Source organism: Streptomyces koelreuteriae (assembly GCF_018604545.1).
GTDB classification, from domain to species: domain Bacteria; phylum Actinomycetota; class Actinomycetes; order Streptomycetales; family Streptomycetaceae; genus Streptomyces; species Streptomyces koelreuteriae.
In genome coordinates, this window is the sequence record NZ_CP075896.1 from 3,850,817 (window position 1) to 3,876,429 (window position 25,613).

26 protein-coding genes are annotated in these 25,613 nt (G+C 69.7%); 16 read left to right on the forward strand and 10 right to left on the reverse strand.

Annotated elements, in window-relative coordinates; all coding sequences use genetic code 11:
• The first annotated feature begins 242 nt into the window (after positions 1–242).
• Complete coding sequence (locus tag KJK29_RS17170) at positions 243–2,573, forward strand: 4Fe-4S dicluster domain-containing protein (protein ID WP_215120039.1); 2,331 nt, start codon at positions 243–245, stop codon at positions 2,571–2,573.
• 71 nt (positions 2,574–2,644) lie between these two features.
• On the opposite strand, the gene KJK29_RS17175 is transcribed toward KJK29_RS17170, so the two are convergent.
• The 5 genes from KJK29_RS17175 to KJK29_RS17195 all read right to left on the reverse strand — a co-directional run bounded on the left by KJK29_RS17175 (position 2,645) and on the right by KJK29_RS17195 (position 4,902).
• Positions 2,645–2,818, reverse strand: a complete 174-nt coding sequence (locus KJK29_RS17175) for a hypothetical protein (RefSeq protein ID WP_215120040.1) — start codon at positions 2,816–2,818, stop codon at positions 2,645–2,647.
• Complete coding sequence (locus tag KJK29_RS17180; RefSeq protein WP_215120041.1) at positions 2,815–3,123, reverse strand: hypothetical protein; 309 nt, start codon at positions 3,121–3,123, stop codon at positions 2,815–2,817. Before KJK29_RS17180 ends, KJK29_RS17175 begins: the two co-directional genes overlap by 4 nt.
• Positions 3,124–3,472: 349 nt before the next feature.
• Positions 3,473–3,811 (reverse strand): hypothetical protein, encoded by a 339-nt coding sequence (locus KJK29_RS17185; protein WP_251057834.1) that lies wholly within the window; start codon positions 3,809–3,811, stop codon positions 3,473–3,475.
• A gap of 237 nt (positions 3,812–4,048) precedes the next feature.
• Positions 4,049–4,279: a DUF397 domain-containing protein gene (locus tag KJK29_RS17190; RefSeq protein WP_215120043.1), complete on the reverse strand. Its 231-nt coding sequence runs from the start codon at positions 4,277–4,279 to the stop codon at positions 4,049–4,051.
• Between the two features lie 245 nt (positions 4,280–4,524).
• A complete protein-coding gene (locus KJK29_RS17195; protein ID WP_215120044.1) occupies positions 4,525–4,902 on the reverse strand; it encodes a hypothetical protein in 378 nt (125 codons plus the stop codon).
• A 163-nt stretch (positions 4,903–5,065) separates the two neighbouring features.
• Between KJK29_RS17195 and KJK29_RS17200 the strand changes: the two genes are divergently transcribed.
• From KJK29_RS17200 to KJK29_RS17210, 3 genes are all read left to right on the forward strand, one after another.
• Positions 5,066–6,298, forward strand: a complete 1,233-nt coding sequence (locus KJK29_RS17200) for a helix-turn-helix transcriptional regulator (protein WP_215120045.1) — start codon at positions 5,066–5,068, stop codon at positions 6,296–6,298.
• Between the two features lie 14 nt (positions 6,299–6,312).
• A complete protein-coding gene (locus KJK29_RS17205; protein WP_215120046.1) occupies positions 6,313–6,675 on the forward strand; it encodes a hypothetical protein in 363 nt (120 codons plus the stop codon).
• A gap of 90 nt (positions 6,676–6,765) precedes the next feature.
• Entirely contained in the window at positions 6,766–7,308 is a 543-nt protein-coding gene (locus KJK29_RS17210) for a GntR family transcriptional regulator (protein ID WP_215120047.1), read from the forward strand.
• A 13-nt stretch (positions 7,309–7,321) separates the two neighbouring features.
• Here KJK29_RS17210 and KJK29_RS17215 read toward each other — a convergent pair whose 3' ends face one another.
• The 4 genes from KJK29_RS17215 to KJK29_RS17230 form a co-directional block, all read right to left on the reverse strand.
• Complete coding sequence (locus KJK29_RS17215; protein WP_215120048.1) at positions 7,322–7,801, reverse strand: GNAT family N-acetyltransferase; 480 nt, start codon at positions 7,799–7,801, stop codon at positions 7,322–7,324.
• A 118-nt stretch (positions 7,802–7,919) separates the two neighbouring features.
• Entirely contained in the window at positions 7,920–8,282 is a 363-nt protein-coding gene (locus tag KJK29_RS17220; protein WP_285439953.1) for a winged helix-turn-helix transcriptional regulator, read from the reverse strand.
• A 95-nt stretch (positions 8,283–8,377) separates the two neighbouring features.
• Positions 8,378–9,454 (reverse strand): NADPH dehydrogenase NamA, encoded by a 1,077-nt coding sequence (gene namA, locus KJK29_RS17225; RefSeq protein ID WP_251057835.1) that lies wholly within the window; start codon positions 9,452–9,454, stop codon positions 8,378–8,380.
• Positions 9,455–9,575: 121 nt separating this feature from the next.
• Entirely contained in the window at positions 9,576–10,577 is a 1,002-nt protein-coding gene (locus tag KJK29_RS17230; RefSeq protein ID WP_251057836.1) for a zinc-binding alcohol dehydrogenase family protein, read from the reverse strand.
• Between the two features lie 204 nt (positions 10,578–10,781).
• Here KJK29_RS17230 and KJK29_RS17235 point away from each other — a divergent pair, with 204 nt between their 5' ends.
• Together KJK29_RS17235 and KJK29_RS17240 are read left to right on the forward strand one after the other, a co-directional pair.
• A complete protein-coding gene (locus KJK29_RS17235) occupies positions 10,782–11,207 on the forward strand; it encodes a winged helix-turn-helix transcriptional regulator (protein WP_251057837.1) in 426 nt (141 codons plus the stop codon).
• Between the two features lie 149 nt (positions 11,208–11,356).
• Complete coding sequence (locus KJK29_RS17240) at positions 11,357–12,040, forward strand: HNH endonuclease family protein (RefSeq protein WP_215120050.1); 684 nt, start codon at positions 11,357–11,359, stop codon at positions 12,038–12,040.
• A 53-nt stretch (positions 12,041–12,093) separates the two neighbouring features.
• On the opposite strand, the gene KJK29_RS17245 is transcribed toward KJK29_RS17240, so the two are convergent.
• Entirely contained in the window at positions 12,094–13,206 is a 1,113-nt protein-coding gene (locus KJK29_RS17245; protein ID WP_251057838.1) for a CPBP family intramembrane glutamic endopeptidase, read from the reverse strand.
• Positions 13,207–13,336: 130 nt separating this feature from the next.
• On the opposite strand from KJK29_RS17245, the gene KJK29_RS17250 reads away from it, so the two are divergent.
• The 10 genes from KJK29_RS17250 (at position 13,337) to KJK29_RS17295 (ending at position 25,560) form a co-directional block, all read left to right on the forward strand.
• Positions 13,337–13,645 (forward strand): hypothetical protein, encoded by a 309-nt coding sequence (locus KJK29_RS17250; protein WP_215120051.1) that lies wholly within the window; start codon positions 13,337–13,339, stop codon positions 13,643–13,645.
• 58 nt (positions 13,646–13,703) lie between these two features.
• On the forward strand, positions 13,704–14,138 hold the full coding sequence (locus KJK29_RS17255) for a hypothetical protein (RefSeq protein WP_215120052.1): 435 nt from the start codon (positions 13,704–13,706) through the stop codon (positions 14,136–14,138).
• Between the two features lie 547 nt (positions 14,139–14,685).
• On the forward strand, positions 14,686–15,951 hold the full coding sequence (locus KJK29_RS17260; RefSeq protein ID WP_215120053.1) for a nucleotide sugar dehydrogenase: 1,266 nt from the start codon (positions 14,686–14,688) through the stop codon (positions 15,949–15,951).
• A gap of 47 nt (positions 15,952–15,998) precedes the next feature.
• Positions 15,999–16,172, forward strand: coding sequence for a hypothetical protein (locus tag KJK29_RS17265; protein WP_215120054.1), 174 nt, complete (start codon positions 15,999–16,001; stop codon positions 16,170–16,172).
• Between the two features lie 65 nt (positions 16,173–16,237).
• Positions 16,238–17,524, forward strand: coding sequence for a glycosyltransferase family 2 protein (locus KJK29_RS17270; protein ID WP_251057839.1), 1,287 nt, complete (start codon positions 16,238–16,240; stop codon positions 17,522–17,524).
• Positions 17,525–18,163: 639 nt separating this feature from the next.
• On the forward strand, positions 18,164–19,582 hold the full coding sequence (locus KJK29_RS17275; RefSeq protein ID WP_215120055.1) for an FG-GAP-like repeat-containing protein: 1,419 nt from the start codon (positions 18,164–18,166) through the stop codon (positions 19,580–19,582).
• 212 nt (positions 19,583–19,794) lie between these two features.
• Positions 19,795–21,225, forward strand: coding sequence for an FG-GAP-like repeat-containing protein (locus KJK29_RS17280; RefSeq protein WP_215120056.1), 1,431 nt, complete (start codon positions 19,795–19,797; stop codon positions 21,223–21,225).
• Between the two features lie 267 nt (positions 21,226–21,492).
• Positions 21,493–22,932, forward strand: coding sequence for an FG-GAP-like repeat-containing protein (locus tag KJK29_RS17285; protein WP_215120057.1), 1,440 nt, complete (start codon positions 21,493–21,495; stop codon positions 22,930–22,932).
• Positions 22,933–22,993: 61 nt separating this feature from the next.
• The gene (locus KJK29_RS17290) at positions 22,994–24,427 is read left to right on the forward strand and encodes an FG-GAP-like repeat-containing protein (protein WP_215120058.1); all 1,434 of its coding nucleotides are present in this window, start codon (positions 22,994–22,996) and stop codon (positions 24,425–24,427) included.
• 104 nt (positions 24,428–24,531) lie between these two features.
• Positions 24,532–25,560, forward strand: coding sequence for a Yip1 family protein (locus tag KJK29_RS17295; RefSeq protein WP_215120059.1), 1,029 nt, complete (start codon positions 24,532–24,534; stop codon positions 25,558–25,560).
• Positions 25,561–25,613 lie beyond the last annotated feature (53 nt).

Here is a 25,613-nt window from a genome sequence, read left to right on the forward strand (position 1 = left end):
ATGACATTTCGGTACGAATAACACGACCGGATCCCCAGTGGATCGCAACCGGATCCCGCCTCCGGATGAACGGTTTCTGAGGCAACCCTCAGCGATTCAGATCACCCCCCACCCGGCTACAGTGCGGCGGAGGATAGGGGTAGTCTCAGACGGACTGCATAAGTTACCGCTTAGTAATTTCGGGAACCCTCTGAAACGGAGAGGGTCCCGACAGAAACCCCTCGCAGGCCCGAGGAGCCCCCATGCAACTCGCCGCGATCATCGTGTCGCTGGTTCTGACCGTGGTCGGCGTCGCGCTGCTCGCACGCGCGATCGGCCAGTTCGTCCGGTACTTCAAGCTGGGCCAGCCGGTCCCCGCCGGTACCAGGACCGACAACCCCTACCAGCGCAGCGTGACCCTGGTGAAGGAGTTCCTCGGGCACACGCGCATGAACCGGTGGGGGATCGTCGGTTTCGCGCACTGGTTCGTCGCCGTCGGCTTCCTGACCCTGCCGCCGACCCTGGCGCAGGCCTTCGGCCAGCTCTTCAAGGCCGACTGGGTGCTGCCGGTCATCGGCACCTTCCTGCCGTTCGAGCTGTACATCGAGTTCATCGGCGTGATGACCATCCTCGGCATCGCGGTGCTCATCGTGATCCGCCTGCTGAACCTGCCGAGCCGCCCGGGCCGCAAGTCCCGCTTCGCGGGCTCCAAGGCCGGCCAGGCGTACTTCGTCGAGTACGTCATCCTCACCATCGGCCTGGCGATCTACGTGCTGCGAGGCCTGGAGGGCGCGCTCCACCACGTCGACCACTACGAGGCGTCGTACTTCGCGTCGTACCCGCTGGTCCTGGCCTTCAAGGGGCTGTCGGTCGCCGCGCTCCAGAACCTGGTCTACCTGGTCGCGATGATCAAGATCGGTACCTCGTTCGTCTGGATGATCGTGGTGTCGCTCAACACCAACATGGGTGTGGCCTGGCACCGCTTCCTCGCCTTCCCGAACATCTGGTTCAAGCGCGAGGCCACGGGCGGCACGGCCCTCGGTGCCCTGCAGCCGATGACGTCCGGCGGCAAGCCGATCGACTTCACCGACCCGGGCGACGACGACGTCTTCGGCGTCTCCCAGGTCGAGCAGTACTCGTGGAAGGGCCTGCTGGACTTCTCCACCTGCACCGAGTGCGGCCGCTGCCAGTCGCAGTGCCCCGCCTGGAACACGGGCAAGCCCCTCTCCCCCAAGCTGCTGATCATGTCCCTGCGGGACCACGCGCACGCCAAGGCGCCGTACCTGCTGGCCGGCGGCGGCAAGACGATGGAGGGCGAGGAGAAGGCGTCCGAGGAGCAGCTGAAGGACGTCCCCGCGGCCGCCCTGGCGGAGGCCGAGCGCCCGCTGGTCGGCACGCTGGAGGAGAACGGCGTCATCGACCCGGACGTCCTGTGGTCCTGCACCACCTGCGGCGCCTGCGTGGAGCAGTGCCCGGTGGACATCGAGCACGTCGACCACATCGTCGACATGCGCCGCTACCAGGTGATGATCGAGAGCTCGTTCCCGTCCGAGGCGGGCACGATGCTCAAGAACCTGGAGAAGAAGGGCAACCCCTGGGGCCTGGCGAAGAAGCAGCGCCTGGAGTGGCTGAAGGAGCTGGACTTCGAGGTCCCGGTCGTCGGCAAGGACATCGAGGACCTGTCCGAGGTCGAGTACCTGTACTGGGTCGGCTGCGCGGGCGCCCTCGAGGACCGCGCCAAGAAGACCACGAAGGCCTTCGCCGAGCTGCTGAACATCGCGGGCGTCAAGTTCGCCATCATGGGCGGCGACGAGAAGTGCACGGGTGACTCCGCCCGCCGCCTGGGCAACGAGCCGCTGTTCCAGGAGCTCGGCATGGAGAACGTCATGGCGCTGAACATGGCGTTCGGCGAGGAGATGGACGACGAGGGCAAGGTGACGCCCGAGTCGGCGAAGCCCAAGTCCGCGAAGAAGATCGTCGCGACCTGCCCGCACTGCCTCAACACGCTCGGCAACGAGTACCCGCAGCTCGGCGGCGACTACGAGGTCATCCACCACACCCAGCTGCTCCAGCACCTCGTCGACGAGGGCAAGCTGATCCCGGTCACGCCGGTCGAGGGCATCATCACCTACCACGACCCCTGCTACCTGGGCCGCCACAACAAGATCTACACGCCCCCGCGCGAGATCATCGCCAGCGTCCCGGGCATCCGCAACGAGGAGATGCACCGCCACAAGGAGCGCGGCTTCTGCTGCGGTGCCGGTGGTGCCCGGATGTGGATGGAAGAGCGCATCGGCAAGCGCATCAACAACGAACGCGTCGACGAGGCCCTGTCGGTCAACCCCGACATCGTCTCCACGGCCTGCCCGTTCTGCCTCGTCATGCTCACGGACTCCGTGAACGGCAAGAAGAACGACGGCAAGGCCAAGGAGTCGATCACCGTCGTGGACGTGGCCCAGCTCCTGCTGGACTCCGTCAAGACACCGGTCCCCGCGGAGGTCTCCGACGGCAACGACGACACCGACGACGGCGGCGAGCCGCCGGCGGGAACGTCGGACTCCACGAGCGCGCCGGAGCCGGAGCCGGTGAAGTAACTCGTCGTTACGGCTGTCTCTGACGCCCCCTGTCCGCGTGTCGGGCAGGGGGCGTCGGTGTGTCTACGGCTCTACGGCTGGGCCCCGTGGCACAGGCATCCGCAGCGGCGCTGGAGCAGGATGCCGAGCGCGAAGGGCAGGGGCAGGTCGCTGGTCTGGCGGCAGTCGGCGTGCAGGTCCTGGTAGCCGGGGCGGGTGGCGAGAGTGCACTCGGGCGACGCGGACGGCTGCTCGGCAGGCCTCATCGGGACCGCTCCGAAGACCCGTCGCCGAACGTCGTCCGCCCCCTGCTCTCGGCGACGCGGAGGATGTCCCGCAGGGTCTCTGCCAGACGCTCGGCGAGAAAGCGGAGTTGGGCCTCGGTGGCGGTGGGGAGCAGGTCGTCGGCGTGGGCGAGGAGTCGGTCGGCCATGTCGAGCTGGGTTGCTTCCCTGATGTCGGCCAGACGGGATACGAGCCCGCCGCCTTCGTCAGTGATGAGAAAGCACGGCTTGGCCTCGGGGCTGGTCCAGGGCAGGAGCCGGAGCGTGCGGTGAGGGAGTCCGCTCATCGGGCGGCCTCCATGCGCTCGTGAGCTACGAGGTAGGGGCGTACCGCGTTGGTGGAGGCACCGTCGAGGAAGGTGTCCACACCGTAGGGGCTGCGAAGCGCGGGCAGAGGAGGGCAAGCCGAAAGCGAAGCGCCGGTCGCGGGGTGGAGTCGGCGTAACGGGTGACTGCACGCCCTGCGTGGCATGCACGAAAGGCCCACCCAGGCGACGAGACGGCGAAGCAGGTCGGTCATGGCATCTGTTCCCATCGGAGGGCAGCAGTGACGGAGGAGCTGAAAGGCTGTGCGCAGGGTGTGGGCGTCGGTAGGGGTGTTGGAGGTTCGCAACCTCCCCGGGTAGCCAAGCAGCATCACATGAGCGGACACGTGAGGGCGGGGTGGTGCCGATTCGGGCAGCACACAAGGTTGAGCGAGACGATGTTGCCTGACCGGTTGTAATAGACCCAGCTCACGTCGACGCCGACCGGTAGGACATCCCGTGCGTACTCGCGCTTCGTGTCCAGGTCCACATACGCCCGCCGCCCGTCCTCGCGCTCCATCGGCCTGTTGTCGAGGAAGTGTTTGACCATCCAGTCGAGAGCGGCCGTGGAGTCGGTCCACGTGCGCTCACGGTTGGCCTGGCCTCGCTTCATGAGCCAATGGCCCGACATCATCGGCGGAAGGTTGGTCACCGGGAACTCGGCGGTCACCTCGCGGTACCTGTCGATGAGGCGGATGGCCGTGATGTCGTCGTCGGAGGCAGGGGGCGTTGGAGGGACAGGGTGCGCGGGTCGCCGGTCGCCTTCCCGGTGGTAGCTGTCGGTCGCTCCGATCCACGGGCCGAAGCCGTGAAAGTGTCCAGTCCAGCTCATGCGCGCCTTCCGTGAGCACAGGGCGGGCCGCCCAGGTGAAGGACGACCCGCCAGGAGATGGGAGGTGTAGCAGGATCAGGCGGTCAGACTCCGCTTCTTCACCCAGCCGAGGGCGAAGTCGTCCAGCTCGGTGGCGGTGAACCGCAGCTCCTTACCGGCGCCCTCAGGCTTGGAGTCGCGGACCACGAAGGAGTCTGCGGCGCCGGGGATCGCGGCGAAGTCGACGCATCCCTCGGTACAGGGCCCGCCGCAGAAGTTCGTCGTTTCGATGCCGCTCACCGGCAGGGTGTAGAGATTGCCGTCCATCGGGTAGTCCTCTCTGGTGCAACTGCCGTGCGAAGATGCGGTCTCCGCGCCGTGGTGCACTTGCTGACCCACCCCGGCCCGGCCTTCCTGTTTCCCGGCCGGGGTGGGCGCCGACTCCGCCCCGAGAGATGCAGGCCGGGGCCACCTCGGGGACGGAAGATCATTCGGTCAATCGCCGGTAGACGGACATGACCGTGACGGAGCCGAGAATCATGAGCCCCTGGAAAATCAACCGACGTTGAGGCTCACGCCGCACCCGTCCCGCTCCTCTGGGTGTAGATCCACAGCAGCCTGCGCGTCAGGTCGGCGACTTCTCGCATGTAGAAGTAGGCCGCGAACGTCGGGGCTTCCGGGGTGGGGCGGTTCTTCAGATCGAGCAGCTTGTACGCCTTGTGGAACTGCTGCATGACCAGGTCGTCCTCGTCGGCGCCCAGTTCCTCGCCGAGGAGAATGTTCAGGTGTCCGATCAGCATCGGCGTCTTGGCGTCGATCTCGTCGCGAGTAGAAGTGCCCAGCCTCGCGGAGAGGGCGGCGTCGGTTCTGTCCTTGATCAGCGCGACGTCGATCGATACGCCGTCTTCGGTCGCTCGTGTCGCTTCAAGTCTGCTCGTCTCGGTCTTCACGGCGTGTCCCTCGCTGGCTGACGGCGGTTCCACCGGTTGGAGACCAGCGTTCCGCGCGAGAGGCGTGCGGACCACGGCGTTCATGGGTCAGTGTTGGGACATCTCTGGGACATGGGACGGGTGTCACGGTTGAGCGCGGCAAGATCCGGGGATGGGGGCCAGCATGAGCATCGCCGACAGGCGTAGGGCTCTGGGTCTGACCCAAGAGGGGTTCGCCTTCACAGTGGGCGTCGACCGGCGCACCGTAGGCCGATGGGAGCGGGGCGAATCCAGGCCCCAGCCTCCCCAGCGGCCCAAGGTCGCTGAGGTGCTACAGATGGACCTGGAAGAACTCGACGCCTTGCTCACCCCGAGCGATGTGCTGCCGAAGACCGAACGGTTAGCGTCGAGTGCCCACCACGCCCCAGGGGATCCAGACGAGATGATCCGACGTGAGTTTCTGCGCCATATGGCGGTGTCAGGTGCGGTCGCCTCCATACCCACGGGCGAGGCGGAAGCCCTGAAGCCCGACGCCGATGGCTTCGAGCGCATGAACGGCCACTTGTGGCAGGTCTACCAGCTAGCCCGCGCAAAGCACTCGGTGTATCCCGTGGTGCAGTCACAACTCACGGCCTTGAACAACGCGCTACGCGACGGGCGGGCACCTACAGGCTCGCTGTGCATCGCGGCAGGTGAACTGTTCCAACTGGCGGGCGAGCTGGCATTCGACTCCAACCGGTATCACGATGCCACCGCCTCGTACTCACTGGCGGCCAGTGCGAGCAAGGAGGCCGGCGCCTACGACCTGTGGGCGTGCGCCCTGATTCGCAACGCCTACGTCGACCTCTCCGAGCGTCGCTACCGACTCGCCGCCGAGACCCTGGGGGCCGCGCGTCGCATCGCCCAACATGGGGACGGCAGTCTTGCGACCAAGCACTGGGCTGCGGCCGTCCAGGCTGAAGCATTCGCCTGGCTCGGTGACTTTGATGCCTGCGAGGAGGCCCTGGACGAGGCCGAGAAGGTTGCCGAGATCAGCGGGCAGGCGTCGAAGGGGGGTTGGCTGCGCTTCGACGGCTCGCGCCTCGCGGAGGAGCGAGGAGCCCGGTACTTGCAGCTCAACCGTCTGGGCCTGGCCGAGACGGCCCTGAAGGATGCGCTGAAGCTCGCGCCCCTGGCTGCGGGTCACTCCTTCCGGCGCCGGGGCGCGGTCCTCGTCGATCTGGCCGCGATCGGCGCCAAGCGGAAGGACCCGGAGCAGGTCATGGAGTACGGCCTCGAAGCCCTGCGGCTGGCTCGGGACTCCGGGTCCGGCTACGTCGCCCGTAGACTCCAGTCCCTGACTGCCGAGCTGGGCACCATTGGGCGCGACCCGCGTATCGCTCAGTTGAAGGCCGAGATCGGCACCCTGACGGCATGACGAGAGGGGATGGCATGACGACCGAGGGGGCGCGAGTCTTTCGCGAGGCGTGGATCGCTGGAGTGCGAGAGCACTTCCCTGGCGAGCCGAAGCCGAGCTACGTAACCCCGTGGGATGAAACGCCTGAGTGGGAACGAGAGGCCGCGGGCGCCGTGTACGAACAGGTGCGCCACTTCATCGAACTGAGCGGCGGGCACGCCTCACGACTGTCACGCGAGCAGAAGGGCCGCTTCGTCGCCCTGTGCTGGACGGCGCAAATGTTCAAGCACTTCGAGGATCCGAAGCCGGGGTACGTTGCCGACTGGCCCGAGCTGCCGGACTGGCAGAAGGAGACCGACTCAGGCATCTTCGAGGCGGTTGAAGGCAGTCTGAAGTAACGCGTGGTCTGGAGCTGCCACCGGGCGAGTGATCATGGCCCCGCAGGCTGATGGCGCGTCGGGGCATCTTCAGCTGTACCGGAGGACACCGTGAGCGCGAGCAAGTGGATCAGCACGTCGATGCCGTACGTGACGCCGCGCGAGCGGGGCCAGGGCGATGCCTGGAGCGCGGACGCGGCGGCTCAGGGGCGTCGAGGATCCCAGCGGATCATCCGTGCCGGAGAGGTGCCGACGCCCGCCGAGGTCGCGTCCTTGCTCGGCATCATCGACGCCGAACCCGTCGTCGTACGGCGCCGTTTGATCCTCCTCGACGACGAGCCGAACGAGCTGACCGACACCTACTACCCGGTCGGCATCGCCCGGGGCACCCCGCTCGCCGGAACGGCGAAGATCCGCGGCGGAGCCGTCACGCTGCTCGCCGAGTTGGGGCATGTCGGTGCGCTGATCAGGGAGGACGTCACGGCGGGCCTGCCCGGGGAGGAGGAGCGAGAGACCCTGCGGCTCGCACCGACGGAGCCGGTCCTGCGCCTCACCCGGCTCACCCTGGACCGCGACGACCGGCCGATCCAGGTCGACCGCATGGTGATGCCGGCCCAGCGCCAGCAACTGCGCTACGAGATGAGGATCGGATGACGGTGCCGGTGGTTCAGCGAGTGGTCTCGTCGGGCTGAAGCCGGAGATCGAACCAGGGGATCGTCTCGCCCGGCAGCAGATACTCGTCGATCTCCACGAATCCGCGCTGCCGCGCGAAGCGGAGGCCGTCCGTATTGGATGCCAGGACCACCGTCTCGATGACCTCGGCGCCGAGTTCCCTCGCCTGCGCGAGACCACGCTCGTAGAGCTCTCCACCGAAACCCTGGCCACGGTGGTCGGGGAGGACGCGAGCGATGACAGTCGCCGCCACGGGTGCCTCGCTCGTGGGTGTCCCGCTCGTGGGCGGGCGAACCGTCGTGCATCCGATCACGGTCCCGTCGAGGTAGGCGACCTCCAGGACATTGTGCCGGGAGCGTTCGCGCACCTCGTCCAGCGACCGGTGGTGCGTGGGGATGACGAGGTTGTGGACGTACTGCCAGTCGTGGACCGTGGCGTCGCCGCCGTCCACCTTCTCTATACGTAGGCGGGACATCGGGTCAGCCAACCCGCGGTGGTAGTCCTCGTCAACCGGGATATCCGGGGTATCCCGGTGAGGCGCTGGTCGCCGGGGCGCACGCGGTTCGCGGTGGCGCGCGGCGAGGGCTCACCGGTCACTCGGATCCGGTCGTCGGCAGGGTGATACCGCGCCGGGACAACCACTGCTCACCCCACTCGTTCAGGCCCAGCAGCAGCGGTTCCAACGACCGCGCCTCCTCGGTCAGGGAGTACTCGACCCGGGGCGGCACGACCGGGTAGACCGTGCGCTCGACCAGACCGTCTTCTTCGAGTTCGCGGAGCTGCCGGGTCAGTGGCCGGGGCGCGATGCCGCGCATCTGGCGTTGGAGCTCGTTGAACCGCTTGGTGCCGTCGAGCAGATGGAACAGGATGACGCCTTTCCATTTGCCGCCGATGATTTTGACGGTCGCCTCCATCGCGCAACCGGGCAGGTCGTCGAACGGTCGGGTTCTCGGCATGGGTCAGCACTTCCGATTCGTGATACCACCAGGCCGGCCGGGAGGGTGGGCGGATTCGGTGCGGGGCCGGCCGAGCAGCCGGCCCCGCCGACCGGTCAGGTCAGGGTCGCGGCCAACGGCGCCGCAGGCAGGGGCGGCTGCGAACGCTGCCAGGCCGAGCCGTAGCGGGTGTACTGCAGCGGCGGCTCGATCGGCGTGCGCAGCTCGTCGGCGGCCGTGCGCGCCCAGAACGGATCCTTCAGCATCTCCCGGCCGAGCAGGACGATGTCCGCGCGGCCGTTCTGCAGGATCTCCTCGGCCTGCCGACCGCTCTCGATCAGGCCCACCGCACCGGTCTTGATGCCGACCTCCCGCCGGATCAGGTCGGCGGCGGGAACCTGGTAGTTCGGGTAGGAGGTGACCTTCACCGGGGCGATGCCGCCCGAGGAGGCGTCGATCAGATCGACGCCCTGGTCCTTCATCCAGCGGCCGAAGACGACGAAGTCCTCCGGGGTGTTCCCGCCCTCGGCGTAGTCCGTGGAGGAGATGCGCACGAACAGCGGGCCGTCCCATTCACCGCGCACGGCGTCGATGACTTCGCGCACGATCCGATAGCGGTTCTCGTGATTGCCGCCGTATTCGTCCGTGCGCTGGTTGGACAGCGGCGAGAGGAATTCATTGAGCAGATAGCCGTGGGCCGTGTGCACCTCGATGACGTCGAATCCGGCCGACTTCGCACGGACCGCGGCCTTGCGGAAGGCCTCGACGACATCCTTGATGCCCTCGGCCGTCAGTTCCTCCGGCATGCGCGAGTCGGGGGCGAAGGGGATCGCCGAAGGAGCCACCGGGGTGATGGAGTCGACGCCGAGCTGCCGGCCGGCGTGGCCGATCTGCGCGCCGGCCTTGGCTCCGAAGCCGTGGATCACCTCGGCCACCCGCGACAGTCCCGCGATGTGCTCGTCATCCCAGATTCCGAGGTCGCCCGGTCCTATCTGGCCGTTGGGAAGCACCGCCGTCGTCTCCAGCATCACCAGGCCGGCGCCGCCCAGGGCTCGTGCGCCGTAATGCACCAGGTGGAAATCGGAGACGCGGCCGCCCGCGTCAGCCGAGTGCATGCACATCGGGGACATCGCGATCCGGTTGCGGAATTCGGTGCCGCGGATCGTGATCGGCTCATACAGCTTGGCGGACAAGGAAATCTCTCCTATCTCGGTCACGGTTGGTGTGCCGACTACGAGATTAGGCAGTTGGTCCATGGCGCACCAGTACGCACTTTTATTTAACGTACTGCCAAAAATGTAAGTATGCGGACCGTCAGTCGTGCAGAACGACCTTGCCGATCGCTTTGCCGGAGGCCACGAGTTCGTGTGCTCGGCGCAGGCCGTCCACATCGATGCCGGGAATGGCGGTGCGCAGCGTCGTGCGCAGAGTCCCCTCATCGACGAGTTCGCCGACCCGGTCGAGGATCTTTCCCTGTTCCGCCATGTCCGCCGTCTCGAACATGGATCGCGTGAACATCATCTGCCAGTGCCACGCGATCGACTTCGTCTTGAGCGGCAGGATGTCCAGGCCCGGCGGCTCGTCGAGCGCCGCGATGTGACCGAACGGCGCGACGATCTCGGCGAAGGCGTCCACGTTGCCCGCGGTCTGCGATGCCAGGACGTAGTTCACGCCCTGTGGCGCGGCGGACCTGACCTCGTCCACCAGGCGATGGTGGTTCACGACCCCGTCGGCACCCTGCGCGAGCGCCCATGCGCGGGACTCGTCGCGTGACGCCGTCGCCAGCACTTCCAGGCTGGTGAGCCGTTTGGCGAGCTGGACCGCGATGGAGCCGACCCCACCCGCACCGCCGAGCACCAGCAGTGTGCCGGCGCTGTCATCGCCGAGCCGGAAGTGATCGAAGAGGACCTCCCAGGCCGTGAGCGTGGTGAGCGGCAGCGCGGCCGCCTCCGCGAAGGACAGTGACGTCGGTTTTGACCCCACCACCCGTTCATCGACGGCGTGGCAGGCGGAGTTGCCGCCGTTCCGGGTGACATCGCCGGCGTAGTAGACCTCGTCACCGACGGCGAACCGGGTGACGTCCGGGCCGATCGCCTCGACCGTCCCGGCCACGTCATAGCCGAGGATCTTCGGCTCGTCGCGCCCCAGTCCCGTTCGGATCTTCGTGTCGACCGGGTTGACCGACACCGCCCGCACCCGCACCAGGAGATCCCGCGCCCGAAGCTCGGGCACCGGTACCTCCTGCTCGACGAACGCGTCCGCGTCTGTGATCTCTCGTCCGCCCCGCGCGACGAGCGCGGTCATCCTGCCGGTCACGTCATTCTCCGTTTCCGTGTTTCCGTGTTCCGTGTTCCGTGTTTCGGTGTTTCGGTGTTTCGGTGTTTCCGTCGATGCTGTGCCCGATGCGCCGCCGGCTCCCGCGACGGCGCGTGGCGAAGCTATGGCAAGGGCGGTGGTTACCTGCAAGGGCGTAAAGTATCCGTTGGATACCATTGGCGATTGCGATCGGAGGCTGGGGCCGTGTCCGCTTCGAACCCGGAGCTCCGCGAGTCGAACCCGGGACCCCACGAGAGCCACGATGTCTACCAGGCGGACTGCCCCTGCCGGATGCTCCTGGACGTCGTCGCCAACAAATGGTCCGCGCTCGCCATCGGAGTGCTCGAGTCCGGGCCCGTGCGGTTCGGCGAACTCAAGCAGCGTCTCGGCGGGGTGACCCCGAAGGTCCTCACGGCGACCCTGCGCCGCCTCGAGACCGCGGGGCTCGTGGAGCGCGAGGTGTTCGCGGAAGTCCCTCCCCGTGTCGAGTACTCGCTGTCGCCGCTCGGACGTTCGGCCGCCCAGCCGCTCGCAGCGCTTCGCTCCTGGGCGGAGGCCAGCCTCGACGGGGCGTTGCCGGCCACGGACACGGAGGCCGACGGTCGAGCGAGTCAGGCTCCCCGCTCATAAGAACAGCCGGCTCGTAGCACTGACGGTCGCCACCGCTCCCCCATCAGGTGACCAATAGAACACCTGCCCGGTGAACTCAGGCGTCCATTTGGCTCATCCGTTCGAGTCGAGCCCCTCGAACGAGGTACACGCAATCGATTCTGCGATGCGTGATCAAAAACCTCAGGCGGGCCGCGCTCGCGGTCGCACTCGTTGTCCTTCCCCTGCTGGCCTCCGGTCCGGCGCAAGCTCAAGCGCACGGCCGGGCCGCCGAGCCGCGCACGCTGCCGATGGCGAACGCGGTCGGTGTCCTCCCCCTCGCGGATGAGGTGCGGGAGGGCTACCAGCGCACGAGCTTCCGGCACTGGAACGCCGGCCAGAACCCCACCGACGGCTGCAACACGCGTGCGGAGGTGCTCATCTCCGAGGCGGTCGATCCGCCCGCGGTCCTCGCGGGGTGCAGGCTCTCGGGCGGGCGGTGGTGGTCGTACTACGACGCGAGGTGGGTGACCGAGGCCGGCTCCCTCGACGTCGACCACATGGTGCCGCTGGCGGAGGCGTGGGACTCCGGGGCATCGCAGTGGACCGCCCAGCGGCGTGAGGCGTACGCCAACGACCTCGACGCCCTGACCTCCCTCATCGCGGTCACCGCGGCCTCCAACCGCAGCAAGGCCGACAAGGATCCGGCCGAGTGGCTGCCGCCGGCCGACGGCGTCCTGTGCCGGTACCTCTCGGAGTGGGTCGGGACCAAGCTCCGCTGGGGCCTCAGCGCCGACGCCGTCGAGTTCGAGGCACTCACCCGGCTCGCGCAGTCCTGCCCCGACACCAGCGTGACGTACGACCCCGCGCCGTAGGACCGTTGTCCCGCCTCGGCGACGGGGCGGGATCGGGTTGCCTCGCGCCTGCGCTACGGCCCCGGAGCGGGCGGTACGTCTCCCTGCGGTGCGGTACCGGTTCCCGGCGGGGCCGGGGCGACGCCGCCCTGGCCGCCGTAGGGGTGGCCGGGCACGGCCCCGTACGGCATGACGTACGGCGGGTACGGGGAGTAAGGGGCGTACGGCGGAGGCGGGCCGAACGGCGGCACGGGCACCGGCACCGGCATCGGCGGGGCGAGGCGCTGCGGTTGGTGGCGGCGGGCGAGCCACAGTACGAGCGCCGCGTACATCAGGGTCGTCACGACGTCTGCGAGGGCGAGGGACCAGGGCGAGTCGGCCGCGGTCTCGTCGGACGCCAGCCCGTCGACGATCGCGGCGAGCGTGCCGAAGGCCACCAGGTTGTTCAGGACGTGCAGCGCGATCGCCGCCTCCAGGCCACCGGTACGGATGGTCAGCCAGCCCGCCACCACACCGAAGACCATCAGGCCGATGAAGCCCCACCTGGTGCCCCAGCCGTGGGCGGCGGCGAACAGCACGGCCTGCGGGAGTACGACGATCCACGGAGAGCGGACGAGGGAACCGACCGCCTGCGTCAGCCAGCCCCGGAAGACGTACTCCTCGGCCGCGGCCTGCAGCGGGACGAAGACAGCCAGCACCGCCAGGGACGTGAGGAACGACCCCCAGCCCACCCACACCGCGGACTCCGCCGAGCCGGTCTCGCCCTCGGGCAGGAAGAAGGCGGTCCCCGTCAGCAAGGCCACGGGGAGCACCGCCGCCAGCAGACACCACCCCAGCCAGCGCCACCGCACCCGTCCGGCGACCGACGACACCGTGCCGGCCGGCCGACGCCCCGGCCACAACACGGCCAGCAACACCAGCGGCAGGGCGATCGCGATGGACGTCAGCTCCAACGCCGTGTTGCCGACCAGCCCGAAGTCGGGCCCGCCATCGGGGAGTTCGGGGGCATCGGCCATCGCCCCGAAGACGTAGGTGCCGGCTATGAGCAGGAGGACGACCACGAGATAGGCGAAGCAGAACAGCAGCGTGCCGACCAAGGGCCGCCACCGGCGGTGACGGCCTGTGCGGCGGTCCATACGGTGGTACGGGAAACCGGTGGGGCCGGGCGGCGGCACAGGCGCTGTCATGATCGACAGCTTCCCAAGAACACACCTCTGAAGGCGTCCGCCCGCAGCAGGAGCGACTGCTCGGTCTCTGGGTGGATGCCACAGTGCCACCAGGACGTCAACGGCGTTGCTTCAGAGCTAGGTTGGTTCCATGACCGACTCCAACAGCCTTGAGCGCGTACGGAAGTTCGGCCCCGCCCACTACATCGCCCCCTACCTCCTTCTCATCCTCGCCAACGCGGGTGCGCGGCAGGCTACGGCGGATGAACGGCCCGTGCTGTCATGGGTGTTCGTCGCCCTCGGCGTACTCGGCGGCGTTCTCACCGTCGCCCGTCTACGGCAGATGTGGCACACGCACCGGCGTCACCCGCTTCCCGCGTGGACACGAGGCCTGGGCGTGCTTCTCGCCGTGTACGGCCTGTACGTCGCCTACAGCCTGACAGCCGCCGTCACCGGCTAGCCGGAAGTTTCTCCATTGACGGGGCAGGCGCGTCACCGAACGCCTACCGTCTCCCTTCGTGACGACGACAACGCGGGGCGTCGATCAGGGCGCGCTCACCGCGACCACGTTCACCACCGTCTTCGTGCTGGTCATGGACGCCGGTGAGTACGACCTGCTGAACGGTGTCGTGGGCGCGGTCTGCGCGCTCATCCTGCTCGCCTACTACCGGCCGCTGCCCGCGCAGACGCCGTTCGACGCGAAGACCGGCGCCTTGGCGTTCGGCGCGGTCGCCGGACTCCAAGTGGCGAGCGGCGTCTCGTGGATGATCCAGCCCGCCGTCAACTGGGCTGTCGACCAGGGGCTCCTCGAGCTGAGCAAGACGTGCCGGGACAGAAGCCAGTGCCTGGGCGACAAGGCCGACGTACCCGTGGTGATCGCCTGGGCCGCGGCCGCCGTGTGGCTGGGCTACCAGCACTACCGGCGCTTTCCTCACGTCCCGCCTTCCGCTTAGGCCGTCGACGCCGGGGCAGGGGCCGGGCCTCGACCGGATAGCGCGCAACCTGGGCGAACCCTGGGTAACCGGCGACGCTCCTGAGAGCGCGCGGGGGGCGCACTGGGGGCCGCACGGGATTCGCGAGTGCATCCATGCAGACGCCGCCCCAGGCAAACACACCGCCCCGGAAATGTGAAGATCCCCCCTCGGAATCCAACAGCGTCGGCGACCCCCGAACCCCCTTGCGCCAGCAACAACAGGACTCCTCAAGAGCGACCTGACCGGGCATCACACCTCAACGCCCAGCACCCCCATCCCACTTCACAGGTATCGAATCAGTAAAGAGGGTTCCGCCTAGCGAATTTTTGTTGAACCATGAAGGTCCACAAATGAGGGGAGTTTGTGAAGATCGCTGGTTGCGCTTCGCGCACGTGCGGGCAAGGGGGCCCGGACAAGCCGGTGATGCGGTGCTGGTGCCGTTCCCACACCGCTTCTCACGCAGTACCACGCCACGGCCGCCTGCTTCAGGAACAGACGGCCGTACTTCAGGGGTGAGGAAACAACCATGCACATATGCGTGCTGGGGCAGGGCTATGTCGGCCTGCCCCTGGCCGTGAGGGCCGCCGAGGCCGGTCACAGCGTGACCGGCTACGAACCCGACCGGTCGCGTTGCGAGAGGCTGGCCGCCGGATCGTCGTACATCGAGGACATCGAGTCCAGCCGCCTTCAGGCCGTGCTGGGTTCGGGCGGCTACACCGCCACGTCGGACCCACAGGACCTCAAGGGCTTCGACGTCGCGGTCATCACCGTGCCGACTCCGCTGACCGACCGCGCACCGGACCTGAGCTGTGTCCGGGACGCCGGCCGCGTCCTGGCCGCATGGATCGAGCCGGGCGCCACCGTCGTACTCGAGTCGACCACGCACCCCGGCACCACCCGTGACGTGCTCGTCCCGCTGCTGGAGGAGGGCTCCGGCCTCGTCGCCGGGCGCGACTTCCACGTCGGGTTCAGCCCCGAGCGCATCGACCCGGGCAATGCCGACTGGCGACTGGAGAACACGCCGAAGATCGTCGCCGGGCTGACGGACGACTGTCTGCGGCACGTGAAGGCCTTCTACGACTCGGTCACCGACGTCACCGTGCCGGCCTCCGGGCTGGAGGAGGCCGAGCTGGCCAAGGTGTTCGAGAACACCTACCGGCATGTCAACATCGCCCTGGTCAACGAGCTTTCCCGGATGGCCCACACCCTGGGCGTCGATGTGTGGCACACCCTGGAGCTGGCGGCGACCAAGCCCTTCGGCTTCACCAAGTTCCTGCCCGGCCCCGGCGTCGGCGGACACTGCCTGCCCATCGACCCGGTGTACCTCAGCCACCACGTCAAGGCACGGCACGGGCAGACCTTCCGGCTCATCGAGCTGGCCCAGGACATCAACGAGTCCCAGCCCGACTACGTCGTACGCCGCCTCCAGGACTCCCTGAGCCGCCGCTTCCGACGGAGCGTGAGCGGGGCGCGGATCCTCGCGCTGGGGGCCGCGTACAAGTCGGGCACCTCGGACGCCCGCCAGTCACCGGCCGTCGAAGTCATCGATCGGCTGCGTGCGATGGGCGCGGACGTCACCGTCGTAGACCCCTATCTGCCGGTGACGGCCGGGGGTTGCCGGGAGATTCCCTTCACCGCGGCGGACGGTGGCACGTGTCTCGCCGACTTCGACGCCGTCGTCCTGCTCACCCCGCACGGCGAGTTCGACCTCGTTCGACTCGCCGAAGAGGCCGCCTACGTCCTCGACACCCGTGGCGTCTTGAGCGCCGCACCCCACGTCGAACGGCTCTGACCAGAGCCGCCCGAAAAACCAAGACCCCAGAGGAAAGAGAGAAAGACATGTACGGACAGAACGGTGTGGGCGCGGCGATCGGTACCGCCACCGGTGGAGCCGCCCTGGCGGCCACGGGCGGGACGGGGCTGGGGTGGATCGTGCTGGGAGCCATGCTCTTCGTGATCGGCGGCGTGGTGGTGTTCCGCACGGCGACCCGCGGCAAGCGAGTGACCGCTTGAGCACGTCGCAGACCCGCGGCGCGGGCCCCTCGGTGGCCCGCGCGTCACGGGGGAGATTCACGGCGGTGACCGCCGTGGTGGTGGCGGCTCTCGCCGCTGCCACCGTAGTGGTGCACATCCAGTCGAAGAGCCCGATCCTGACGTTCTACTGGTGGCTGGGCATGCTGGTCATCGTGCTCTGCCTGGTCTCGTTCCTGAAGGGCCGGTCCTTCACTCACCTCCCGGTGGCTCCGGGCCGGACGGTGGCGATCATCCCGGCCTTCGAGGAGCCGACGGTGAATCTGCACCGCACGGTGCGGTCGCTGCTGGCCCAGACGCATCCGGTCGACGAGATCCATGTGATCGACGACGGCTCGCGGCAGCACCCGGTGGAACCCTTCGAGCACCCCCGGGTCTTCTGGCACCGGCAGGAGAACAAGGGCAAGCGCGGAGCCCAGGTCACCGTGCTCCGGCACCTTCAGGAGCAGGGCAAGCACTTCGACTACGTGCTCACCATCGACTCGGACGGCGAGCCGTTCCCGGACGCGCTCGAACAGCAACTGCGGGCCATGAGCAACCCGAAGATCCAGGCCACCACCGGCATGATCTACGTCCGCAACTTCGAGGAGACCTGGGTCTCCCGGGCCGCGGACATCGACATCGGCACCTCGTGCGTGATGATGCGCTCCTCGCGCTCCATGCTCGGAGCCCTGGAGACGACCTCGGGCGCCTTGGCTCTCTACCGGGCCGAGCTGCTCTACGACCACCTGGACGCCTACGAGGTGGAGTGCGGGACGGGCGACGACCGCTGGCTGGCGCTGCGGGCGCTCATGCGCGGTGAGGTCGTGGCCGTCAACGAGGCCGGCGTGGTCACCGACATGCCGACGACGCTGAAGAAGACCTACCGTCAGCGTCTGCGCTGGGCCCGGTCGTGGTGGTGGATGCTGCCGTTCGTGTTCGCGCGGCTGTCGCCGAAGCAGCTCATATCGCCGACCTTCGGGCTGCTCCAGCTCGTCATCACCCCGGTGATGCTGGCCTGGACCGTGGTCATGACGCTCATGACCCTGGGCGGCCGGTACCACAACCCCGGTGTGGCCTTGGTGTATCTCGCCGTCTATCTGGTGGTCCGCTACGGCCAGTCGGGGCTGTACGTGCTCATGCGACCGGACATGACCGCGGGTCAGCGGTGGCGCTCCTGGCTCGTCGGCACCCCGACGGCGGTGTTCATGAACATCGTGCTGCTGTGCCCCACGCGCTACTGGGCCCTGTTCAAGCTCCGCGACAACGCGTGGCAGTCGCGCGGGCTGACGGCGAAGACGTCCCTGCCGAAGGGGCGGCATCGCGGCGGATCGAAGCAGCCGCTGAACGTGTGACCACTGCCCTCTCACGAGCCCGGACGATGAACTCCGGGCTCGTGAGAGGTCTATCTGCAGATCGCGCCCGTACCGATGGAACTGCTCCGGGGAGGCCCGCAAGGCGGCGGTCGATGTGCGGTACCGGCCAGCGTGGGCCGGGTGACACGGCCCCTGCACCTCGGGAATCCGAACCACGAGAATTAACCGAACTCACGTACAACCCTTACGTCCCCACACAGGTCTCCTGATCGCCGACCACCCGTGAACGCCCGCACAACTCCCGGCGAACACGGACGGTCCGGCACTTCATCGACGGTGGATGCCCGCCAGGCATCCCGCGTGCCGCAGGAGACTCCCGCATGGATCAGGACCAGCACCGGCGACGACGCCCGCAGAGGCGTCCGCGCCCACTCCGCCCCGCCCTCGCGACGGCCGCCACCGACCCGGCAGCCGCGCCGACGGGCGGGTCACTCATGCCCGCGACCGTCGGCACGGCGGCGATCCCGCGCCGGGCGAGTGCGCCTTCCCGGGGCCCCGCCCGCCCCGCCTGACCTCCCGCGACCTCACCCCTCTTCCGTCGGGGATCGGCCCTGCCCTCAGGCCCCACCCCCGCCCACACCACACACCACGCCACCCCTCCCCACCCGGAGCCCCGCCTTGCGCACCCGCACCCTCCTCCTGGCCGCCACCCTCACCACCGGCCTCCTGAGCACCGTCCTCCCCGTCGGCACGGCCGCCGCCGCCCCCTCCGGGCTGGCCGGTGACTTCAATGGCGACGGCTACCGGGACGTGGCCTTCGGCGCGATGGGTGCCGATGTCGGTGCGGTGCAGGGCGCCGGTGCCGTCGTCGTGCTGTACGGCTCCTCGTCCGGTGTCTCGGCCTCGAAGAAGACCGTCGTCACCCAGAACTCCACCGGCGTCCCGGGCGAGTCCGAGTCCGGCGACCGTTTCGGCAGCGCTCTGGCCGCCGGTGACCTGGACCGCGACGGCTACTCGGACCTGGTCGTCGGCGCCCAGTACGAGGCCATCGGCGACCGGGACGGCGTCGGCTCCGCCACCGTCCTGTGGGGCTCCAAGTCCGGTCTGTCCGGCGGCAAGGGCCTGCCCCAGCCGTCCGACCTCTCGGAGTGGGGCGGCTTCTCCTCGGGCATCGCCACCGGCGACTTCGACGGCGACGGCGCGACCGACGTGACGATCACCGGCCAGAGCCGCACCCGCCTCTACAAGGGCCCCTTCACCCGTACGAACGGCCCCGCGAGCCACACCAGCCTCGGCCAGTTCGGATCGACGTACGCGGTGATCGCGGGCGACCTGAGCGGCGACGGCGCGGCAGAGCGCGTGTACCCCTTCCTCGTCGACGGCGACGCCGGCGGCGAGATCGGCTACCACCGCTGGACCGGCACCAAGTACGCCGCCACCGACCTGCCCCAGGCCGACGGCGAAGAGGGCACGATCGCCGACGTCGACGGCGACGGCTACGGCGATCTCGTCCTCGGCGACTACCAGGACCCGCGCGCCGACAAGCCCGGCGGCCACAAGGGCGGCCAGATCGCCGTCTGGTACGGCGGCCCTACCGGCCCCGACCCGGCGCAGAAGCCGACCCTGATCCACCAGGACACCGCGGGCGTGCCCGGCGCCGGCGAGAGCGACGACGTCTTCGGCTCGGCGCTCTCCTCCGGCGACGTCAACGGCGACGGCTTCGCCGACATCGCGGTCGGTGCGTGGGGCGAGGACATCGGCTCGGTGCGGGACGCCGGCTCGGTGACCGTCCTGTTCGGCTCGGCCTCCGGACTGAGCGGCAAGGGCGCCAAGTCCTACTCGCAGGACACGGCCGGCGTGCCGGGTGCGAACGAGACGATGGACGGGTTCGGCATGACGGTGCGCCTCGTCGACCTCGACAAGAACGGCAAGGCCGACCTGGTGAGCGGCGCCGGGTACGAGAACGGCTACGGCGCGGCCACCGTGCTGCGCGGCAGCGCCTCGGGCCTGGCCACCTCCGGCGCGAAGTTCCTCTCGGCCCGCGACGTCACCCTCAAGGGCGGCGACCCCAACTTCGCCTGGGCCATCGCCCAGTGACCCACGACGGCCGTCAGCCCTTCGCTCCTCACCCAGTGAACCCAGTGACACCCGACCGCCGTCAGCCCATCGCTCCTCACCCAGTGAACCCAGTGACACCCGACCGCCGTCAGCCCATCGCTCCTCGCGGCGCCCCGAGTGCGACACGACCGGCCACCACGCCCCCTCGCTCAGTGACTGCCCGTCACCACAAAGCCCCGCCAAGGAACCCCATGCGTCTGCGCACCGCGGCCACCACCGCCTTCCTCACGGCCGTCCTCACCCCGCTCGCCCTGCTGCCCCTCACCGCACCCGCCGCCCACGCCGCCGCGGCCGCCGCCCCGTACGACTTCAACGGCGACGGCCGCAAGGACCTGGCGATCGGCGCCCCGGGCGCCACGGTCGCCGGGAAGGCGAAGGCGGGCGCCGTGTCCGTCGTCTACGGCAGCACGAGCGGGCCGAAGACCTCGACGCGCACGCTCCTCACCCAGGACACCGCCGGGATGCCGGGTGCCGCCGAGGCCGACGACGCCTTCGGCTCGGCCCTCGCCTCCGTGGACCTGAACACCGACGGTTACGCCGACCTGCTGATCGGCACGCCCGGCGAGGACGGCAGCGACACCAACGACGGCACCGTCACCATCGTCTGGGGCTCGAAGTCCGGCCTGTCCGGCGCCCGTTCGCTGTTCAGCTTCTTCAGCAGCGACTACGACCGCTACGGCCAGACCCTCGCCGCGGGCGACTTCGACAACGACGGCGACCCGGACGTGGCGGTCGGCTCCACGGGCCCGATCCTCATCTCCCTCGTCGCCGGACCGATCGGCAAGTCCGGTGAGCACAGCGGTGGTTCGGGATCCCGCAACGAGGGCTGGTCCTCGTCGCCCGGTGTCACCCACCTGTCCGCGGGCGCCGTCGCCGGCGACGGCCACTCCCGGGTGATCGTGCACGGCCGCGCGAAGGGCACCGACGACGCCGTCACCACCATGGCCGACATGGAGATCAGCAACTACACCGACTGGCTGCAGAACCTGCCCGCCGGCCACGTCTCCGCCGTGGCGGACATCGACAAGGACGGCTACGCCGACATCGCCATCGGCAACGACCGCGAGACCTCCGCCGACCCGGCGGGCGCCCTCGGCGGCAAGGTCACCGTCGTCTACGGCGGACCGGACGGCCGGGACACCAGCCGCGCCCCGCTGGTCCTCACCCAGGACACCGCCGGTGTGCCCGGCGCCTCCGAGAAGGGCGACCGCTTCGGCAGCGGCGTCTCGCTCGGCGACGTCAACGGCGACGGGTACGCCGACCTGGCGATCGGCGCCGCGGGCGAGAACTCCGCCGCCGGTGCCGTCACCGTGCTGTACGGCTCGGCGTCCGGACCGACCACCCAGGGCGCGACGTCGTACAGCCAGAACACCGCGGGCGTGCCCGGCGGTTCCGAGAAGGGCGACCGTTTCGGCGAGCGCGTCACGCTCACCGACCACACCGGCGACCGCCGCGCCGACCTGTCCGTGGCCGCGCCGGGCGAGAACGGCGACGGCGCGGTCTGGTCCCTGCGCGGCACGGCGACCGGCCTCACGGCCACCGGCTCGACGAGCTTCGGCCCGGGCACGACGGGCATCTCCACGGCCGGCGCACCGGCGTACGGCACGGCCCTCAACTCCTGACCACCTCCCCACACCACACCTCCGCACCACACGACACCCTCCGCACCACGCCGCTCCACGTCACGCCCTCCGCACCAGGCCGCTCGACGTCACACCCTCCGCACCACGCCGCTCCACGTCACGCCCTCCGCACCACACCGCTCCACACCCTCGTCACCACACCGCTCCACGTCACACCCCCCGCACCACACCGCTCCACATCACGCCGCCCGACACGACACCGCTCCACATCACACCGCTCCACGTCACACCGAAACGGGGACTCCGATGCGCAAGCGCACCCTCCTCCTGGCCACCGCCCTCACCACCGGCCTGCTCACCGCCCTGACCCTGCCCGCGACGCCGGCCGCCGCCGCGCCCTCCGGCCTCTCCGGCGACTTCAACGGCGACGGCCACCGCGACCTCGCGATCGCCGCCCCGCTCGGCAAGATCGGCGGCAAGACCGGGGCCGGCTACGTCGCCGTCGTCTACGGCACCGCGAAGGGCCTGGACACCACCAAGCGCCAGATCATCAGCCAGGCCACCGACGGCGTCCCGGGCGTCCCGGAGTCGGGGGACTACTTCGGCGACCGCCTGACCACCGGCGACCTGGACGACGACGGCTACACGGACCTGGTCGTGGGCGTGCACGCCGAGCAGATCGGCTCCACCGGCGACTCGGGCGTGCTCACCGTCGTCTGGGGCGGCGCGAGCGGGCTGAAGACCGCGACCGACCTGTCCGCCCCGCTCCCGGAGAACCGCAACGAGCTGGGCTGGTCCGTCGCCACCGGCGACTTCGACGGCGACGGCGACACCGACCTGGCCGCCGCCAACATCGCCTACCCCGAGCTGAACGTCTTCGAGGGCCCGGTCTCGCGCACCGGCAAGGCCACCGAGCTCGTCGGCATCGACACCTCCAGCCGGACCGGCATCAACACCGACAAGATCGTCTCGGGCGACGTGACCGGTGACGGCAGGGCGGACCTGCTGGTCACGGGCCAGGAGGAGATCGGCGACGGCTACCGCACCCGCGGCGTGCTGTACAAGGGCTCCGCCACCGGCCTGACGCCCGGCGGCAAGGTCGCGGGCGGCTACGACGCCGTCATCGCGGACGTGAACAAGGACGGCTTCGGCGACATCGTCACCGGCAACTTCATGGAGAAGTCCACGGACGAGCCGAACGGCGGCCCCGGCGGCGCGGTCACCGTGACCTACGGCGCCTCCGGAGGCCTGAGCACCCGCACCCCCGTCCGCATCACCCAGGACACCGCGGGCGTACCCGGCTCCGCCGAGAAGAACGACCGCTTCGGCTGGAGCCTGTCGGCCGGCGACACCGACGGCGACGGCTACACCGACATCGCGGTCGGCGCCCCGTACGAGGCCATCGGCTCGAAGAAGCAGGCCGGCACGGTCACGGTCCTGCGCGGCTCGGCAGCCGGCCTGACCGGCAGCGGTGCCAAGTCCTTCTCCCAGGACACCGCGGGCGTCCCCGGCGCCGTCGAGGCGTACGACTCCTTCGGCTACGCCGTGCGGCTCACCGACGCGAGCGGCGACGGCCGCGCGGAGCTGGCGGCGAGCGCTTCCGGCGAGAACACCGGTGACGGCGCGGTCTGGCTGCTGAAGTCCACCGCTTCCGGCATCACGGCCACCGGGTCCACGTCCTTCGGCGCCGCGACCGTGGGCGGCCCGGCGGGCGACGCGTACTTCGGTGACGTCCTCGCGGGCTGACCCCCGAACGTATCCCCCACCCCTTCTCACCAGCCCGCCCCATCACCAGGAGGAACACCGCATGCGCAGGCACACCGCGGCCGCCCTCGGCGCCGCCGCCCTGCTGGCCGCCGGCCTCACCCCGCTCACCCTGGCCGCCCCCGCCTCAGCGGCGCCGTCGAAGTTCGCCGACGACTTCAACGGCGACGGCTACAGCGACCTCGCCGCCGCCGCGCCCTACACCCCGGTCGGCGGCAAGAGGGACGCGGGCGCCGTCGTCATCACCTACGGCTCCGCGAACGGCATCAGCGCCGCCCGCCGTACCGTCCTCACCCAGGACACGGCCGGCATCCCCGGCACCGCCGAGGAGGGCGACCGCTTCGGCAGGGCCCTCTCCTCCGGCGACCTGAACAGCGACGGATACGCCGACCTGGTGATCGGCAGCACCGGCGAGGACATCGACTCCGACGCCGACGGCGGCTCCGTCACCGTCGTCTGGGGCGGCAAGAGCGGCCTGTCCGGCGGCCGGGGCGTCCCCGACCCGGCCGTGGCGGCCCACGACGAGTACGGCATGTCCCTCGCCGTCGGCGACTTCACCGGGGACGGCCGGGCCGACATCGCCGTCGGCAGCACCGGCAGCGACATCTGGATCCACGAGGGCATCTCCAAGACCGCCGGCTCGGGCACACACCAGGAACTCGCCAGCGGCCTGCGAGGCGGAGCCGGCCTCGCCGGTGCCCGGAGCCTCTCCGCCGGCGACGTCAACGGCGACGGCACCGACGACCTGGTCGCCACCGGCAGCGAGGAGTCCACGTACGAGGACGGCGCCATGGTCTACCTCGGCTCCGCCTCCGGCCTGACCCGCCAGACGTTCCTGAAGAGCGGCGGCTGGGAGCTGGCCACCGTCGGCGACCTGAACGGCGACGGCTACGACGATGTCGTCACGGCGGCCTACGGCGGCGACGCCAGAAGCCTCGGCGGCTCGGTCAGCGCCTGGCCCGGCGGCGCCACCGGCGTCCGCACCAGCCCCCGGACGACAATCAACCAGGACACCCCCGGCGTCCCCGGCGCGGACGAGGAGAGCGACTGGTTCGGCAACGACCTCTCGATCGCCGACGTCAACGGCGACGGCTACGGCGACCTGGCCGTCGGCACGATCCACGAGGACGTCGGCACCGCGGACATCGCCGGCAGCGTCACCGTGCTGCGCGGCTCGGCCACCGGACTGACCGGCACCGGCGCCCAGTCGTTCACCCAGAACACGGAGGGCGTCCCCGGCACCGCCGAGTCCGCCGACCGCTTCGGCGCGTCCGTACGCCTGTCCGACCTCACCGGCGACGGCAAGGCGGACCTGTCCGTCGGCTCCGACGGCGAGAACCACCCCTCCGGCTCCCTCTACAGCCTGCGCGGCTCGGCCTCGGGCGTGACCACGAAGAACGCGATCAGCTTCGGCCCCGGCTCCCTGGGCATGTCGACGACGGACTATCTGAGGCTGGGCCAGGTCATGCTGCGCTGACCCCGCGGTACCAGGCGATGGGCCCGGGGCCGTGGGGGTCCTGGGGTCCCTGGGGCAGAACCCTGACAACCCATGAGTTCCTGAAGGGGCTTACCCCTTAAGGGATGTCACAGCTCGGCCGCAAAGCCGGGCCCGGAAGCCCGGGCCCGGCCCGCCACCGCCCGGGACCAGGTACGTTCGATGACGTGGCTGGATTCAGGATCGGACGCGGCCGGAACAACGGCGCTCCTCAGACGCGACCGCAAAACCCCCCGCACGGGCAGCAGACGCCGCAGGGACCGTCGTACGGTTACCCGCCGGCGCCTCAGCCGTACCCGCAGCAGCAGCCGTACGGCAACGGCGGCGGCCCCACCTGGCCGCAGGCGAACGCCGGACCCGGCGGCCACGGTGGCGGCTACGGCGGACCCGGCGGCCACGGCGAGCCGGAGTACTTCGGCGACGGCGCGTACCCGCCCGGCCCCCAGGGCCCGCCGGACCCGTACGCGGCGAACAACCCGGGCCACACCCAGGCCTTCTCGGTCGACGAGGACCCCTACAACCAGGGCGACACCTACCGCGCCGGCGCGGCGCCCGCGCCGTCCGGCCCGGTCGGCCCGCGCCTGCACTGGAAGGCCCTGCTGCGGGGGATCGTCCTCTCCCCCAGCCAGACGTTCCTCCAGATGCGCGACTACTCGATGTGGGGCCCGGCCCTCATCGTCACGCTCCTCTACGGCCTGCTCGCGGTCTTCGGCTTCGACGGCGCCCGCGCGGACGCGATAAACGCCACACTGTCGAACGCGGTCCCGATCGTCCTGACCACGGCCGTCGCGATGGCGATCAGCGCCTTCATCCTGGGCGTGGTCACCCACACCCTGGCCCGCCAGCTCGGCGGCGACGGCGCCTGGCAGCCCACGGTCGGCCTCTCCATGCTGATCATGTCCCTCACGGACGCGCCCCGCCTGGTCTTCGCGATGTTCGCCGGCGGCGACGCGACGTTCGTACAGCTCCTGGGCTGGGCCACCTGGATCGCGGGCGGCGCCCTCCTGACCCTCATGGTCAGCCGCTCCCACGACCTCCCCTGGCCGAAGGCGCTCGGCGCGTCGGCGATCCAGCTGATCGCCCTGCTGTCGATCGTGAAGCTGGGCACGGTCTGAGGTTCCGCGCGCACCCGCGCGCACGAGAAAGGGGCTCCCGGAGGAGCCCCTTT